The sequence below is a fragment of the Hymenobacter arcticus genome, assembly GCF_054779975.1.
Genome location: NZ_BAAGXF010000005.1, coordinates 166922 through 182214, shown reverse-complemented (window position 1 = coordinate 182214; position 15293 = coordinate 166922). Strand labels below are relative to the sequence as shown.

Sequence of the window (15293 nt, the reverse complement as noted above, 5' to 3'; positions counted from 1 at the left end):
GCCAAAAGCATTTAGCAGCGATTATGATGTTACCAAATTACTGATTATCCGCTATTTATACTACTCGCTAACCGATGCTCATCATTTATAAATAATAAACTTAAATAAAATAAAGCCAATCGAGCCGGGATGGACGGCCACAAAAAAAGCGGGGCAGGAATTGCTTCCTGCCCCGCTCACGGGTATTCTTAGGCGCTTGGGAGCACCGCGGAATTTAGTTAAAAATATAGCGTACGCCTACCTGCATCTGCCAGCGCGAGGCGAGGCTGGTTACATCGTCGCGGTAGGTGGTGCTCAGGGGCGTGCCGGGCGTAGCGATGGCACCAGCAATGTTGCCACTGCCGCGCGTTACTACGGGATTGGTGAGGTAGGGGAACGTGAACACTGGCTGGCCGGCAGCATTGTAGCCTTGGTAAGACAGCAGGGCCGTACGGTTGGCAAATTGAGCGCGGCCCCAGTTGCTGTTAATCAGGTTGCCCACGTTGAAAATATCTACCGTCAGCTGCAACGTGTTGCGGTCTTTGCCAATGTTGGTGAAGATGTCTTGCAGCACTTTCACGTCAATCTGGTGCTGCCAGGGGTTGGTGGCACCGTTGCGGGCCATGTACTCGCCGCGGTGCTTGCTCAGGTAAGGGTCCTGGTTTATGTAGGCATCGAGGTCGGCGTACTGCTGGGCAGCGGTGTAGGCACCAACGCGGGCTGCGGCCCCACCACCCGTGGCGCGGGTGTCGTTGATGACAATGTCAATCAGGTTGATTTCACTGGAGTTGCGTGGGATGTACACCAAGTCATTTACTGCCTGGCCATCGCCGTTTACGTCGCCGGCGTAGGTGTAGCTAAAGCGGCTGGAGCCGTTGGCAAAGGCCGGGGCACCCACGTAAAAGGCGGAGAACGTAGTACCCAAGTGGCCCAGGTACTCGCGGCGGTACGAGAGCGAAGCGATAACGCGGTGCTGCTGCAAGTAGCTGGAGTAGCTGAGCGCCTCGGCGTTGGGGTCGCCACTCACGTAGCGGTCGCGCCAGATATTGGTGGGCGTCGAGCCGCCGTCGTTCACTGAGCGCGAGTCGGTGTAGGTGTAGGCCAGGCTACCGAAGATGCCGTTGCTGAAGCTTTTTTGCAACTGAGCCGTGAGCGAATACGAATAGCCCTTGTTGGTGTTTTTCATCAGGATAGCATCCGTGATGTTGGGGCTGCTGGCCGTATTAGTAGGGTTCGTGGCCGTGCCCGTTAGGCCGTATATGCGGTTATAAGGCGTGCTGGTCACAATTCCGGTAGTGGCATTAGGCGTACCGCTGAAGTTATAGAAGATGGGCCGGTTGTCGGCACCCTGGCCGGTGCTCACAGCATTGCGCACGGGATTAGGCAGGTTCACGTTCTCAAAAGCCAACGCATTCAAGTCACGCGTGTAGAGGCCTTCCAGCGTAGCGATTACGCCCCCAAACAACTCCTTATCTACGGCCAGGTTGGAACGCCACACTTGCGGAAACTTGAAGTCGCGGTCCGTCACGGCCAGGTTGTAGCCGGTAGGGGCAGCCGCCGCCGTGGTGGGGCGGTAGGCGTTCACGTCGGGCGAGAAGGGGTAAGCCTGTGTGGGGCTGGTGGCAAGGTTAGGGTTGCCGGTAGCCGTGGCGTCGAGCGCCCCAAACAGGATGCCGTTGTTGCTGGCTTGGTTGGAAATGAGCACGTAAGGAACCCGGCCGGTGAAGATGCCCGTACCGCCGCGCACCTGCGTTTTGCGGTCGTCGTTCACATCCCAGTTGAAGCCTACGCGGGGCGAAAACAGCACTTGGCGCTTCGGAATCTGACCCGTGTTGAGCTGCACGCCGTTGCGAAACGACAAGGGGCTGCGGTTTACGCCACCGACGTCGGCACCACCGCCCACGTACACGTTCTGGGGCAAGTTGTTGGTGATAACGGGCAGGTCGCCGCGCACCCCTACGGTTACTTTAAAGTTCTGGGCTGGCGAGTATTCGTCCTGCACATAGAGACCGTACTGCTGGGCATTTACGCGGGCAAACGGAATCTGGCCGCTGCCATCAGCCGAATACTGTAGGCGGTATATGGAGGCATTTTCGCGGCCGGGGCTGGGGTTGCTGGCGCCGTAGGCAGCGTACTGGCCATTGGTGCGGTCGTACGAGTAGCCGCTGGCATTGTAGAAGTCTTCCAGCGAGTTATAGCGAAACAGGCCGTTGTAGTTCGGCGCAAAACCGTTGGTGAACTTGTAGAACTCGTTATAAGTACCTACCGTCACGTTGTGCTTGCCCAGGTAGGCTGTGAAGTTGTCGCCAATCTGGTACACATCGGTGTTCAGCACGTTGCCGGCCGTGAAGGGCTCGTAACCAAACGAGGTGAGCGTAGCCGTAGGAGCCGAGTACGCGGGGTTAGGCGTAGTAGCCGTGGGGAAAGCCGTCAGGCCCACGTTGGTGCCGATATCCACGAGCGGGAAAACGGCTGACAGCGTAGTGCGAAAGTCGCGGAAAGCCGAGTAGCCGGCGGTCAGGTTATTCGAGTATTTGCCCCCGCCGAGCGTCGAGTTCAGCTCGGCAATAAACGAGTTCAGGTTGTTGTTGATGGTGTAGTAAGCCGCCTGGTAGGGCAGGCCAAACTGGCTCTGCGAGCGCGTGCCCACCGCACCGCTGGCGCTGGGAGCGATGTCGGCGTACGACTTGAGGTAGTTGTACTTGATGTTGAAGCGGTGGTTCTGGTTGATGTTCCAGTCGAGGCGCGCCGTAATCTTGTCGCTGTTCTGACGCAGCTGGTAATTCTGGTAGGCACCGGTGGTGTAGCCGTAGCGCTCTTGCAGAAACTGCGAGAGGGAGGTGAGGTCCTGGTTGGTAGCGGCCGAGGTAGTGGGCGAGGCGGCATCGCCGGGGTTGGAGGCGCGGTAGTTGCCGGCGGGCGGCGAGTTGCGCAGCTCGCGCTCAGCGTTCACGAAGAAAAATAGTTTGTCCTTCACAATGGGGCCACCCACGCGGAAGCCAAAGTTTTTGAGGTCGAAGCTGGGGTACGCCGAAGTTACGCCGCCTACTTTGGAGCCCACCAGGCTCTGGTCGCGATAAAAGCCATATACGGAGGCCGATACCCGGTTGGTACCGCTGCGCGTAACGGCGTTGATGCCAGCGCCGGTAAACGAGCCCTGACGCACGTCAAACGGCGCAATGCTCACCTGAATTTGGTCGATGGCGTCAATCGAGATGGGCTGCGCGCCCGCCTGGCCGCCTACCGTCGAGGCCAGGCCAAAGGCGTTGTTGAACACGGCCCCGTCGATGGTAATGTTGTTGAAGCCCGTGTTGCGACCGCCAAAGCTCTGGCCGCTGGCCTGGGGCGTAAGGCGGGTAAAGTCGTTGAACGAGCGGCTCAGCGTGGGCAGGCGCTCAATGGCTTCGCGCTGCACGGTGGTGGCGGCACCGGTGTGGTCGGCGTTCATCACTACATCGCGGCGGCCCGATACCGTTACCTCATTCAACTGGGTCGAGGCCTCCCCCATTTTGGCATCGAGGCGAAAGTTCTCGGCCAGCGTGAGGCTAACGCCCGTGCGGGTGAAATCCTGGTAGCCTACAAACGTCACTTTAACGGTGTAAGGTCCGCCCACCCGCATGTTCTGAATGTTGAAGCGGCCGTCGGCGTTGGTGCCCACACCGTACTGCGTGTTGGTGGGCGTGTGCACCGCCAGCACGGTAGCGCCCGGTAGGGGCTGGCCCTTGCTATCGGTAATGGTGCCACTCATGGCGGCCGTGGTAGCACCCTGGCCCCAGCTCAGCTGGGTTACCAGCAGCAGAGCCAGCACAAAAATGTGCCGAAAGTATAGTAATTTCATAATGAGGAGAAAAAGTGAGAAATAAGCGCGGCGGATGGGCGCGCAAAGGTACTTCTCCTCCTCAGGCCGCCATATTACGGCAATGTTAACAATCTGGTGGCTAATCGCTTGCCAGCACTTTTGCTCATCAAATCCTCATTCAACCTTCACAAACGGGGCCGCACCGCCCGGATAAACCGGCTCAGGTAGTAATCGGCCTCGAAGCTGTTCTCAATGACTCCCAGCGAAGTAGAGGCATGAATGAACTCGACGCCCTCGTCGTCGACCACCGTGACCATGCCCACGTGGGTGATGACCTGCGAACCCGGCGAGGCCCCAAAAAAAAGAAAATCGCCGGGCTTCAGCTGGGTCGGTTTCACGGGTTCGCCCCAGGCGGCCTGCTCATTGCTGGAGCGCGGGATGGTGACGCCCGCCTCGGCAAACGATAATTGGAGCAGCGCCGAGCAGTCCATGCCCAAGCGCGTGGTGCCGCCAAACAGGTAGGGCGTGCCCTGGTAGTTGCGGGCGTTGTCGATGACGCTGGCCAGCGTGCCGGTGGCGTTGCCGGTGCGGAAGGGGCGCTTTACCACTGTTTTGGTGGTGGTCACGCCGCCGGCGGCCGTGGTGGTGCTCGTCTTGGTTTTGGTGCGCGGGGCGCTGGGGCGGGCCGTGCGCTGGCCTTGCTTCATACGCGCCATGTCGCGGGCCGAGTAGTAGCGGCCGTTGTGCTGGTTGAGCTTGCGCTGGCAGCTGCTGCCGAGCAGTAACAATACGATTACCAGGCTGTAATACCATTGCCAGCCGCGCCGGGCAGCCGCCCGGCGCGGCGCAGTTTGTGCTTTCGCCCGCGGCCGTACCTTCGTTTTTTCACACTGCATTACTGGCAAATATAGCCCAGCGGCCCCCGGTCGCATTTTTTCACCCATGCAATTCAACGCCCTTACCCCCGCGCTAGTATCTGCTTTCGAGGAGATAGTGAGCCCGGCCCACGTGCTCACGGCCGCCCGCACCGAGGCCCAGCAGTACGAAGTCTACGGCCGCGACCACACCGAGGACTTCCACTTTGCGCCCGACGTGGTGCTGCGCCCCGGCACCGTGGAGGAGGTGAGTGCCATCATGAAGCTCTGCCACGAGCACCGGGTGCCCGTAACGGCGCGCGGGGCCGGCACCGGCCTCAGCGGTGGGGCGCTGCCCATCCACAACGGCGTGGTGCTCAGCATGGAGCGCTTCAATAAGATTCTCAAAATCGACGAGCGCAACCTGCAAGCCACCGTGGAGCCGGGCGTGGTAACGGAGGCGTTCCAGAACGCGGTGAAGGAAGTGGGCTTATTTTACCCGCCCGACCCGGCCAGCAAGGGCTCGTGCTTTTTGGGCGGCAACCTCAGCCAGAGCAGCGGCGGCCCCAAGGCGGTGAAGTACGGCACCACCCGCGACTATGTACTTAACCTACAAGTAGTTCTGCCCACCGGCGAAATCATCTGGACCGGGGCCAACACCCTCAAGAATGCCACCGGCTACAACCTCACCCAGCTCATGGTGGGCTCGGAGGGCACGCTGGGCATCATTACCAAGGCAGTATTTAGGCTCCTGCCCTACCCGCAGCACAACATCCTGATGCTGGTGCCCTTCCGCCAGGAGGCGCAGGCGGCCGAGGCAGTGTCGGCGGTGTTTCGGGCGGGCATCATCCCGTCGGGCATGGAGTTTATGGAGCGCGAGGCCATCGCTTGGTCGTCCGATTACTTGAAAATTCCGCTCACCCTGCCCGAAGACATCACCGCTCACTTGCTCATCGAGCTCGATGGCCAGGACCTCGACGAGCTTTACAAGGAAGCCGAGCAGGTGTACGGCGTGCTGGAGAAGTACGACGTGGGCGAAATCCTGCTCGCCGACACGGCCGGCCAAAAGGATGACCTGTGGCGCATCCGGCGCAACATCGGCAATTCGGTGCGCTACAACTCTGTATATAAGGAGGAAGACACCGTGGTACCCCGCGCCGAGCTGCCCACCCTGCTCAAAGGCGTGAAGGAAATCGGCGCCCGCCACGGCTTCAAGAGCGTGTGCTACGGCCACGCCGGCGACGGCAATCTGCACGTCAACATCATTCGCGGCAGCCTCACCGACGAGCAGTGGAACGTGGGCCTGCGCGAGCCAATTTCGGAGATTTTTGCGCTCTGCGTGAAGTTGGGTGGTACCATTTCAGGCGAGCACGGCATTGGGCTGGTGCAGAAGCAGTACATGCACATCGCCCTAGCTGAGGCTAACCTGAATCTGATGCGCGGTATCAAGCAAGTATTTGACCCCCAGGGTATTCTGAACCCAGGGAAGATATTCTAGGTATGCGTGTAGCGTAAGCTTCAGCTTGCGAGGGAGCGCAGCGAGCAACTGGCGCGGGCAGTCGTGCAGTCCCCCTCGCTCGCTGCGCTCCCTCGCAAGCTGAAGCTCACGCTACATAATATGTTACTAATCAATAATTTATCCCAGCCAGCAACACCCAAAAGGTAGTAGCCAGCTCGTGCGGCGTGAAGTGCTGAAAACGGCGCTGCACCGGTGGGTGCGGCTGTTGCAGCCGGCGCAGGCTGGCTGGGTCCACGTGCGTACGCTGCCACTTGATGCCCAGGCCGGCCGCCGCAAACAATTGCTGGTACTGCGGCAGGCGCAGGCGATTCTGGTACATAAACCGGTTGCCTGCCAGGGCAGCCCACGCCACCGCCCCGAAGCGCAAGCAGTGCACCGCCAGGCGCGCGGGGTCATCGTGGGCGAAGTGGTCGCTCAGGTCTACTACATGCACCGCGTGGCCGCCGTGCCGCAGCACCCGACGGGCTTCGGCCAGCAGGCCCGCCAGCATGGGGGCCGGCACATGCTCCAGCACGTTGGTAGAGTAGTGGTAGTCGATACTGGCGGCCGGCAGGCGGAGGCAGGTAGCGTCGGCCGGAGCAAGGTAGCGAATCGGCACGGCCGCCCACAGGTCGGCCAAAGAGGCGCAGGCGGCCAGCAGCTGGGTCTTGCGTTGCAGCTCGGCGGGGGCTACCCACGGGTAAAGTGCCTGTATTTCAGCCTGATGGCTACCAATGCAGATGAGTAGTCCCAGCACCAGTTCCTCTTTCAGGTAGGCGTGCAGGTCAACGGTTAGTACTTCGGTGGCGGCGGCCAGCCACAAACCCACCGGCGTGCTCAGCAGCCAGCCCGTACCTACCTCCAGGTAGCGCCCTTCCAAGGGCAGGCCCTGGCTGCGCACCACCTCGGCCAGGTCGGCGGCCCGGCGCAAGTGGTGCGCGTAATTGACTTGCCGCAATGCCCCAAACCGCCGCTGCAAGCCGTAGTAAACCGGCTGCCCCAGTTGCCGGGGCAGCACCGCCACCGCATTTTGAATGAGTGCTTTTACTAAAAAATGCATGCGTAGCCGTCTGGAAGAAGGAACCGGAAAAAGCTACCGCTACCCCACTACCGCCTTGTACTCGGGGGCCCGCCGGTGCTTGGTGGCTTCCTCGTACGCGTAGCCCAGCGCCAGCAATTCGGCTTCCTTGTACGGCGCACCCACGAATGAAATGCCGATGGGCAGGCCGTGCACGTAGCCCATGGGCAGCGTGAGGTGCGGGTAGCCGGCCATAGCCGCCGCGCCCGCGTAGCCGGGGCCGGTGTTATACTCGCCATTCACGAGGTCGATGCAGGCGGCCGGGCCGGTGGTAATGCCGATTACGGCGGCCAGGCCGGTGCCCGTTTTCAGGGCCGCGTCCAGCGCCTGGCGCGCGGTATCCACCACTTTGCGCAGGGCGGCTTTGTACTTGTCGCTGCTGAGGCCGTCGGTTTTTTCGGCCTGCTCCAGTATTTCCTGCTGAAAGTAGGGCATGGCCTTGGCGGCGTTGGCCTTGTTGAAGGCGATAACATCGGCCAGCGTTTTGACCGGCGCTTTGGTGCCGGCCAGGTACTTGTTCACCCCGTCCTTAAACTCATAGAGCAGCACGTCGAACTCGGCTTCGCCGATGGGCTGGGTGGCGGTGCGCACATCTACTTCCACCACCGTGGCCCCCTGGGCTTTGAGGGCGGCTACGGCCTGGCGCAGCAGCTCGCCGCCGGCGGTTTGGCTGGCAAGGTGGCTTTTCTCCACGCCCAGCTTCTGGCCCTTCAGGGCGTCGGGGCGCAGCAGGCGGGTATAGTCGGCGGCTTTGGCTGGATTGCGGGTTGAAACCGTGACGGCATCGGCGGGGTCGGGGCCGGCCAGCGCGCCCAGCAAAATGGCTGCGTCGCGCACGCTGCGGGCCATGGGGCCGGCCGTATCCTGGGTGGCCGAAATAGGAATGATGCCCGTGCGACTCACCAACCCCACAGTGGGCTTGAGGCCCACCAAGCCGTTGCACGAGCTGGGCGACACGATGGAGCCATTGGTTTCGGTGCCCACCGCCACGGCGCACAAGCTGGCCGAGGCCGCCGCGCCCGAGCCCGCGCTGCTGCCGCTGGGCGTGCGGTCAATCACGTTGGGGTTGTGCGTTTGGCCGCCGCGGCTGCTCCAGCCACTCACCGAGTGCGTCGAGCGGAAGTTGGCCCACTCACTGAGGTTGGTTTTACCTAGAATAATGGCCCCGGCCGCCCGCAATTGCTTGGCTACGTGCGAGTCTTGCGCCGCCCGGTGGCCGGCCAGCGCCAGCGCCCCGGCGGTGGTTTGCATCTGGTCGCCGGTGTCAATGTTGTCCTTTATCAACACCGGAATGCCGTGCAGCGGGCCGCGCAGCTTGCCAGCTTTGCGCTCTTTGTCGAGGTCGTCGGCAATGCGCAGGGCGTCGGGATTTAGCTCAATGATGGCGTTTAGGCCGGGGCCGGTTTTGTCGATGGCCGCGATGCGGCTGAGGTACGCCTGGCACAGGCGGCGGCTGGTGTAGCCATCCTGCAACGCTTTTTGCAAGTCATTGATTGATAATTCAATAACATCCAGGTCTTTATCAAAGACTGGGTTGGCGGGCAAGGTAGCCAACGCTGCACTGGGCAAGGTGGCAGCGGTAGCGGCTAGCGGCAGGAGTGCGGAGGCCAGCGCGGCCTGCGTGCTCTGCTGAAGAAATTGGCGGCGTTGCATAAAGGGCAGTAAAAGTGAAGCTGATAGGCAAGACAATGAGGTGGCCAAAAGTAAGGCGGCGGCCCGCCCGACCAAGGGCAAGCCGCTGGGTATTTTTTGCCACCGGCCCAACGGGCCGAACACCGGGCGCGCCGGGGCGTATAGCAGGCTAGCATTTCGCGCTCGCTTCCCACCTCCAGCCTTTTCCTATGTCCAGTAGCAACGACCAGCCCGGCACCAACCACATTGCCGGCAACGCCGGCGGCCAGCCCGCCCACGAAACCACCAAAATGGGGGCCGACGCCCAGAATACCAACGTCAACAGCTCGCTCCAGCCCGCTACCCCAGCCATGCAAGCCGAGCCACCAACCAGCAAAGACCTAGCTAACAGTGAAATGGCCGCCGGGCAAGGCGCCGTAGAAGAAGGCGGCCACCAGGAAAACCGCGAAGCCAACCCCGCCGATGTGCAGCCCCAGCCCACCGGCGACGCTCAAAACCTGCACCAATTGGCCGACAAAACCAACCCTCCTGCCCCCAGCGCCAGCACCGACAGCACTACCCCGCCCTCCACTAAGGAGCTGGTTGATAGTGAGATGGCAGCCGGCCAGGGTGCCGTGGAGGAAGGTGGCGAGCAGGAAAACCGCGAGGCCAGCCCCGCCGACGTGTCAGCCCCAGCCAACAATACAGCGCAGCCCAACACCTACGGCGGCAACTTCGGCAACGACGTGCAGGGCAGCTTCCAAGACCTTACGCGCGCCGACAACCAGCGCGCCGATGCCAACCGGGGCGAGTTTGGCGAGCAGGGCACGCTGGGCGCCACCCACGGTGGCTACGGCAACCAGTTTCGCGAGGTTAACCCCGCCGCCGAGCACCCCGCCGCCGAGGCCACCGAAGAGAAGTACTACGGCGAGGGCGCGGCCCGGCCCGGCCTCCAGCACAACGCCTACCGCGACTACGATGGCCAGGACCGCAACCCCGCCGAACAGGGCCACGCCGTGCGTGATACGCCCACTGCGCCCACCACATCGTTTGATGATAACGTAGCTGACCGCCAGACCGATGGCCGCGGCAATGTGCAGGACAATCGTAACCTCCCTGATAAAGAGGGCGCAACGGCCGCATTTCAGAACGACAACGGCTCGCCCACTGTCGGCGATGCCTACGCGGCCGACTATGGCCAGACCTCGGGGGTGAGCCTGCCGGCCGGGGCCACTGCCAACCACCTCGCTATGGGCCCCAACGGCCACGGCGAGGTAGCCGATGAGCGCTCATCGCGCGGGGGTTATGATAACCAAGGCGCCCAGGGCGGCCGCAGCCACGACCAGCAGCCGGGCGGCAACGCCCCCGCTGGCCAAACTGCGCCGGCCCCCGTCGACTCGCCCGACACCAACCAAACTTCCGGCTATGGCTATGGCCACGCGCGCAGCGAAGAGGCCCAGCCAGGCAACCCCAATACCGGCGACTCACGCAATGGCTTTGGTCAGGCGGGCTCTAAGGAGGGCAACGTCAGCCAGGGCCACGGCTCGCAAGGTGGCTCTTACGATGATGAGAACCCCGGTGCCCGCGGCCCGGAATACGACAACTTTACCAGCCAAGACAAAGCACAGAACTACGGCCAGGACAAGCGCGACAATTTCCGCCCCGCCGATGGCGATAAGCCCCAGGATGCCGACGACACCGCCCCGCGCCGCAACGCTGGCCGCGATGATAAATAATTGCGGTAAGTAGCCGAAAGAAAAGGGGCCAGGAATTATCACGTGATAATTCCTGGCCCCTTTTCTTTCGGCTACTTACCGGTGTACTTTCATGTCGATATCGTACTTGTAGCGCGGCGGGCCGCCCAGAGGCACGGCAAAGAAGGGGAGCGCCGTGTCGTACTGGTCAGTCACGTAGAACACCACGTCGTTGAAGACGGGCGCGGTGCTCACCAGCTGGAAGTCCAGCGACAAGCCGTATTCTCTGGTATCGATGGGCAGGATGCTGCTCGTCCACTGGCCATCGCCGCTCACGGGCGCGGTGTGGCCGTTTTTCGCCACGCTGAACACGGTGAGCTTGGCCGAGTTATCCATATCGAAGTTACTTTGCTTGATGCTGACCACGTGCTCGTTAGCAAATGGGTAGAGGTGCAGCGTGACGGCCCGGCCGGGGGCCGCCGCCGGAATGCGAAAGCAATACTCGTAGGTGAAGGCATTGCCCCCCGAAATTGGTACGTTTTGGGTGGGGCTACTGCTGAGAAAGAACCGGTAGAGGTTGCCGTCGTTGCCGCTCAGCCCGCGCACCACTACTTTATATACGTAGCCCTGAAACTGGTCTACCAGCTCGCCCTCCAGCGGGTTGAGTGGGCCAAAGTTGAAGTACTTGCCATCGTAGGCCGGGTCTTCGCCAAAAACCTGCTGCTTGAGCAACCGGCCAGCGGGCGGCGCGGCGGGGCTCACCGGCCGCGGGTCGGTAGCGCCTTTGGCCGAATGCGTACCCGGCCCGCCGTAGAGGCTGAACTCGGTGCGGGTATTAAACTGGCCCACCTTGGCATCGAGCTGCCCCCCGCAATCGGGGTCAAACACCCGGATGTAGATGGGCCGCCGCTCGATAGCGGGCACCAGGAAAAAGAAGGTTTGGGTGAAATCGTCGTCGCCGCTGGTAATGGGTGCCTGTGAGCCGAAGGTAACCAGGCTCTCGATTTTCTCGCCGGGGTTAGGCACAGCCTGGGCCGCCGCGCCGGCCACCACCCCCAACAGCAGACCAAACAGACAGCAGACATGAAGTAGAACAGAAGCGGGTTTATGCATAAAGCAACAAGGAAAGGCGTTGGGCCAGCTAGTACTAATCCGGCTTACGCCGTAATATTACAACTTAAACGCAGCGCCTTGCCCGGCATTCCTCCGCATATGAGTGCTTCCGCACGCGATACAACCGAGTTTTTCGACCAACTCACCAATAAGGTGCTGGCCCTGCGCGTGCTCTCGCATCAGCGCCTACGCCCGCTCACTTCGGAGCAGCTCAACCGCCGCCCCGGCTACGACAAGTGGAGCGCCGCCCAGTGCCTGGAGCACCTCAACCTGGTGGGCGGTTACTACCTGCCCAACCTCAAAGCCCGCCTGCGGCTGGCCCAAGCCAGCGGCTCCACGGCCGGCAGCCAGGTGCGCAGCGGCTGGCTGGGTCGCTACTTCACCGCCACCACCAAAGACCGCAATGGCCTGGGCGACAATCTTTTACGTCGCCCTAAGCAATATGCGCCCACCGGCACCCGCCTCACCGGCACGGTAGTCGAGTCGTTCAACCGCCAGCTCGATGAGCTGCTGCGCCTGCTGCTACTGGCCCGCCAGGTCGATGCCGGTGCCGTGCGAGTACCCAACCCCCTGTACCCGTGGCTACGCCTACGCCTTACCGACGTGTTTGAAGCGCTAGTGCTGCATATTCAGCGCTACGTGAAGCAGGCTGAGCAAGTAGCGGTAGCCACAGCTAACAAATAGATAGTCTTAGGATTGCGCTAACGAACAAAGGATTAAGCGCAAAAGAAACGTCATGCTGAACGCAGTGAAGCATCTCTACCGCGTCATCCAACGATGCGGTAGAGATGCTTCACTGCGTTCAGCATGACGTTCTCTTTTCTCCCGCTATTAGCCGCCTTTACTCTTGGCAGAGCACTTGCAACACCGTCTGGCCCACTGCTTTCAGCGTTTTCCGGTCGATGATGCTCATGTTGTCGGCCGTGGTGTGGTGATAGGCCGGGAAGTACTCGCCGCCGTAAGCGGGGTGGTCGTAGATATCGATGGTGGGCACGCCGGCATCGTTGGCGTACTTGTGGTCGTCGAGAATCTCGCTGGTATCGCTAAATAGAAAATAGTCGGAATATCCAATTTTAGCGGCCGTATTCCACACCTTGTCTACTGCCGAGCGGGCGTTTTTCAGCGAGAGCGCCTCGCGGGTAAAGTGGCCGCCTTTGGCCCCTACCATATCGAGCAAGATGCCGTACTCGGCTTTGTAGCCGGCGGGCACGATGTTTTTGGCCCAGTACTGCGAGCCCAGGCACCACGAGTCGGTGCCGGCGGGCAGCTTGTTGGGCACGTCGGCCTGGCTGGTTTCGTCGTGGCCCCAGTCCTCGGCGTCAAACAGGATGATGTCCACGCCCACATTAGGCGCTTGGCTGCCGGTCTGCTGACTGAGATTGCGCGCTATTTCGAGGGCCGTGGCCACGGCGCTGGCGCCGTCGCTGGCCCCGTCCATGGGCTTATTTTTGTTGGCGCCCGTGTCGGCGTCGGCAAAGGGGCGGGTGTCCCAGTGCGCAAAAATGGCCACGCGCCGCGCCGCCTGGGGCTGGTACTGGGCAATAATGTTGCGGGCATTAATGCGCGTGCCATCAAACGTAGTAGCCTGGAAGGGCTGCTCGCGCACGCTCAGGCCCAATTGCTTTAGCTTGGCTGCCAGGTAGTTGCCGCAGGCCACATGGGCCTTGGAGTTGGGCACGCGCGGGCCAAAGGCCACTTGCTTGGCCGTGTAAGCGTAGGCCGAGTCGGCGTTGAAAGCCGGGACTTTAACGGCCGCGGCGGCCGCGGGCGGCGCGGCCGTTTCGGCGGGCTTTTCGGCGGGGCAGGCCGTAAGCAGGGCTAAGCCGGCCACGGCCAGCGAAGAGAGATAGAAACGTTGAAAACGCATAGAAAACGGTTGTCATCCTGAGCTTGCGAAGGACCTTATCACGCCCGCGCCGCTTGAATTAGTAGTGCTGACGAAGGCAGCCGTGATAAGATGCTTCCTCCGGGACGTAAGATAGGCCTGACAATCTCCTTGATTTAATCTTCGCTGTACGCCCACTCGACGCCGGTTTTGGTGTCTTTGATGACGATGCCCTGGGTTTTGAGGGCCGTGCGAATCTGGTCTACCTTGTCGTAGGCTTTCTCCAGCTTGGCTTCCTGGTAAAAGCCCAAGGCCAGCGCCAGCAGGTCTTCGGCGCTGGCACGAGGCTCATCGCGCAAACCTAGAATGTCGGTGACCAGGGTGCGGTAGGCGGCGCTAGCTTCGGCCACGGCTTCGGCACTTACCTCGGCCAGGGCCACGGGACTGGTAGCCAGCGTATTGAAGCGCTTGAGCAGGTCGAATACGGCGGCCACGGCGCGGGGCGTGTTCAGGTCGTCGTTGAGAAACTCGAAGGGCTTTTTGCTTAAAGCTATCAACTGCTGGCTGTTAGCCGCTAGCTTTTCGGCCTCCATTTCAACCTCCGCCCGCGTTTCCAGTTTGCCGCTGTCCAGCAGGCGCAGGCCGTTCATGAGCTTGCGGTAGCCTTTGCGGGCGGCTTGCAGGGCGTCGTCGCTGAGGTCGATGGGCGAGCGGTACTGGGCTTGCAGGAAGAAGAAGCGCAGCGTCATGGGCGAGTAGGCCTGCGACAGTGCCGCGCTCTGGCCCTGAAACATCTCGGTGAGGGTCACGAAGTTGCCGAGCGACTTGCTCATCTTCTGGCCGTTCACGGTCAGCATATTGTTGTGCAGCCAGAAGCGCGCGCCGGTGCCCGGCGTGTTGGACGCCTCATTCTGGGCAATTTCGCACTCGTGGTGCGGAAACATGAGGTCGAGGCCGCCGCCGTGAATGTCGAACTCGGCCCCGAGGTACTTGCGGCTCATGGCCGAGCATTCGAGGTGCCAGCCGGGAAAGCCTTCGCCCCAGGGCGAGGGCCAGCGCATGAGGTGGTCGGGCGCGGCATTTTTCCAGAGGGCAAAGTCGGCGGGCGAGCGCTTTTCGTCCTGCCCGGCCAGTTCGGTGCGGGTGCCGGCCAGCAGTTCTTCTACCACGCGGCCCGACAGGCGGCCGTAGTTCAGCCCCTCCGCATTGTACTTGGGCACGTCGAAATACACTGAGCCGTTGGCCTCGTAGGCCAGGCCGCGCGCCATAATCTCCTCAATGAGCGCGAGCTGCTCGGTGATGTGGCCGCTGGCCTGGGGCTCGATATCGGGCGGCAGGCAGCCGAGGGCAGCCATGGCCTGCCGGTAGCGAACGGTGTAGTGCTGAGCTACTTGCATGGGCTCCAGCTTTTGGGCTCGGGCAGTTTTGGCCATTTTGTCCTCGCCCTCATCGGCGTCGCCCACAAGGTGGCCTACATCGGTGATGTTGCGCACGTAGCGCACTTGGTAGCCCAGGTGGCGCAGGTAGCGCGTAAGCACGTCGAACACGATGGGGCCGCGCGCGTTGCCTAGGTGAGCATCGTTGTACACGGTGGGGCCGCAGAGGTAGAGGCCCACCAGCGGCGGGTGCACGGGCGCGAAAGATTCCTTTTTGCGGGTGAGCGTATTATAAAGCGTCAACATTTTTTTCAGTCATCAAGTAGCAGTCATCAGGTAGCAGCCGGGCTGCTTGTTGATGCGTGGGCGTTAGCCAACGGCAAAGGTCCGGCAAAGTTTGGCAAGTAGCGCGAAGTAGCGTGGACGCTGCGAGTCCGCGCGTGGGAACGTTGTTGTGGCGACCCTA

At 61.7% G+C, this 15293-nt stretch carries 10 protein-coding genes; 3 read left to right on the top strand and 7 right to left on the bottom strand.

The features are described 5' to 3' along the window. Positions 1-214: 214 nt before the first annotated feature. Both ACYVGC_RS11095 and ACYVGC_RS11090 read right to left on the bottom strand, forming a co-directional pair. Positions 215-3817, bottom strand: a complete 3603-nt coding sequence (locus ACYVGC_RS11095; RefSeq protein WP_460583897.1) for a TonB-dependent receptor — start codon at positions 3815-3817, stop codon at positions 215-217. Between the two features lie 146 nt (positions 3818-3963). Next, positions 3964-4674: a C40 family peptidase gene (locus tag ACYVGC_RS11090; RefSeq protein WP_460583896.1), complete on the bottom strand. Its 711-nt coding sequence runs from the start codon at positions 4672-4674 to the stop codon at positions 3964-3966. Between the two features lie 46 nt (positions 4675-4720). Here ACYVGC_RS11090 and ACYVGC_RS11085 point away from each other — a divergent pair, with 46 nt between their 5' ends. After that, a complete protein-coding gene (locus ACYVGC_RS11085; RefSeq protein WP_460583895.1) occupies positions 4721-6130 on the top strand; it encodes an FAD-binding oxidoreductase in 1410 nt (469 codons plus the stop codon). Between the two features lie 130 nt (positions 6131-6260). Here the strand turns inward: ACYVGC_RS11085 and ACYVGC_RS11080 are convergent, their stop codons facing one another. Next, positions 6261-7190: a class I SAM-dependent methyltransferase gene (locus ACYVGC_RS11080; protein ID WP_460583894.1), complete on the bottom strand. Its 930-nt coding sequence runs from the start codon at positions 7188-7190 to the stop codon at positions 6261-6263. Between the two features lie 39 nt (positions 7191-7229). Next, positions 7230-8861: an amidase gene (locus ACYVGC_RS11075; protein ID WP_460583893.1), complete on the bottom strand. Its 1632-nt coding sequence runs from the start codon at positions 8859-8861 to the stop codon at positions 7230-7232. Between the two features lie 188 nt (positions 8862-9049). Here ACYVGC_RS11075 and ACYVGC_RS11070 point away from each other — a divergent pair, with 188 nt between their 5' ends. Next, positions 9050-10555: a hypothetical protein gene (locus ACYVGC_RS11070; protein ID WP_460583892.1), complete on the top strand. Its 1506-nt coding sequence runs from the start codon at positions 9050-9052 to the stop codon at positions 10553-10555. A 75-nt stretch (positions 10556-10630) separates the two neighbouring features. On the opposite strand, the gene ACYVGC_RS11065 is transcribed toward ACYVGC_RS11070, so the two are convergent. After that, complete coding sequence (locus ACYVGC_RS11065) at positions 10631-11626, bottom strand: hypothetical protein (protein WP_460583891.1); 996 nt, start codon at positions 11624-11626, stop codon at positions 10631-10633. A gap of 99 nt (positions 11627-11725) precedes the next feature. On the opposite strand from ACYVGC_RS11065, the gene ACYVGC_RS11060 reads away from it, so the two are divergent. After that, positions 11726-12310: a DinB family protein gene (locus ACYVGC_RS11060; protein WP_460583890.1), complete on the top strand. Its 585-nt coding sequence runs from the start codon at positions 11726-11728 to the stop codon at positions 12308-12310. Between the two features lie 157 nt (positions 12311-12467). Here ACYVGC_RS11060 and ACYVGC_RS11055 read toward each other — a convergent pair whose 3' ends face one another. Further along, positions 12468-13493, bottom strand: a complete 1026-nt coding sequence (locus ACYVGC_RS11055; RefSeq protein WP_460583889.1) for a zinc-binding metallopeptidase family protein — start codon at positions 13491-13493, stop codon at positions 12468-12470. A 134-nt stretch (positions 13494-13627) separates the two neighbouring features. Next, positions 13628-15133, bottom strand: a complete 1506-nt coding sequence (gene cysS, locus ACYVGC_RS11050) for a cysteine--tRNA ligase (protein ID WP_460583888.1) — start codon at positions 15131-15133, stop codon at positions 13628-13630. Positions 15134-15293: the final 160 nt, after the last annotated feature.

Bases quoted from the DNA above. Each gene is read 5' to 3' on its own strand.
- ACYVGC_RS11085 (WP_460583895.1), top strand. From the start codon at position 4,721: ATGCAATTCAACGCCCTTACCCCCGCGCTAGTATCTGCTTTCGAGGAG.
- ACYVGC_RS11060 (WP_460583890.1), top strand. From the start codon at position 11,726: ATGAGTGCTTCCGCACGCGATACAACCGAGTTTTTCGACCAACTCACC.
- ACYVGC_RS11065 (WP_460583891.1), bottom strand. From the start codon at position 11,626: ATGCATAAACCCGCTTCTGTTCTACTTCATGTCTGCTGTCTGTTTGGT.
- ACYVGC_RS11090 (WP_460583896.1), bottom strand. From the start codon at position 4,674: ATGCAGTGTGAAAAAACGAAGGTACGGCCGCGGGCGAAAGCACAAACT.
- cysS (WP_460583888.1), bottom strand. From the start codon at position 15,133: ATGTTGACGCTTTATAATACGCTCACCCGCAAAAAGGAATCTTTCGCG.
- ACYVGC_RS11095 (WP_460583897.1), bottom strand. From the start codon at position 3,817: ATGAAATTACTATACTTTCGGCACATTTTTGTGCTGGCTCTGCTGCTG.
- ACYVGC_RS11080 (WP_460583894.1), bottom strand. From the start codon at position 7,190: ATGCATTTTTTAGTAAAAGCACTCATTCAAAATGCGGTGGCGGTGCTG.
- ACYVGC_RS11070 (WP_460583892.1), top strand. From the start codon at position 9,050: ATGTCCAGTAGCAACGACCAGCCCGGCACCAACCACATTGCCGGCAAC.
- ACYVGC_RS11075 (WP_460583893.1), bottom strand. From the start codon at position 8,861: ATGCAACGCCGCCAATTTCTTCAGCAGAGCACGCAGGCCGCGCTGGCC.
- ACYVGC_RS11055 (WP_460583889.1), bottom strand. From the start codon at position 13,493: ATGCGTTTTCAACGTTTCTATCTCTCTTCGCTGGCCGTGGCCGGCTTA.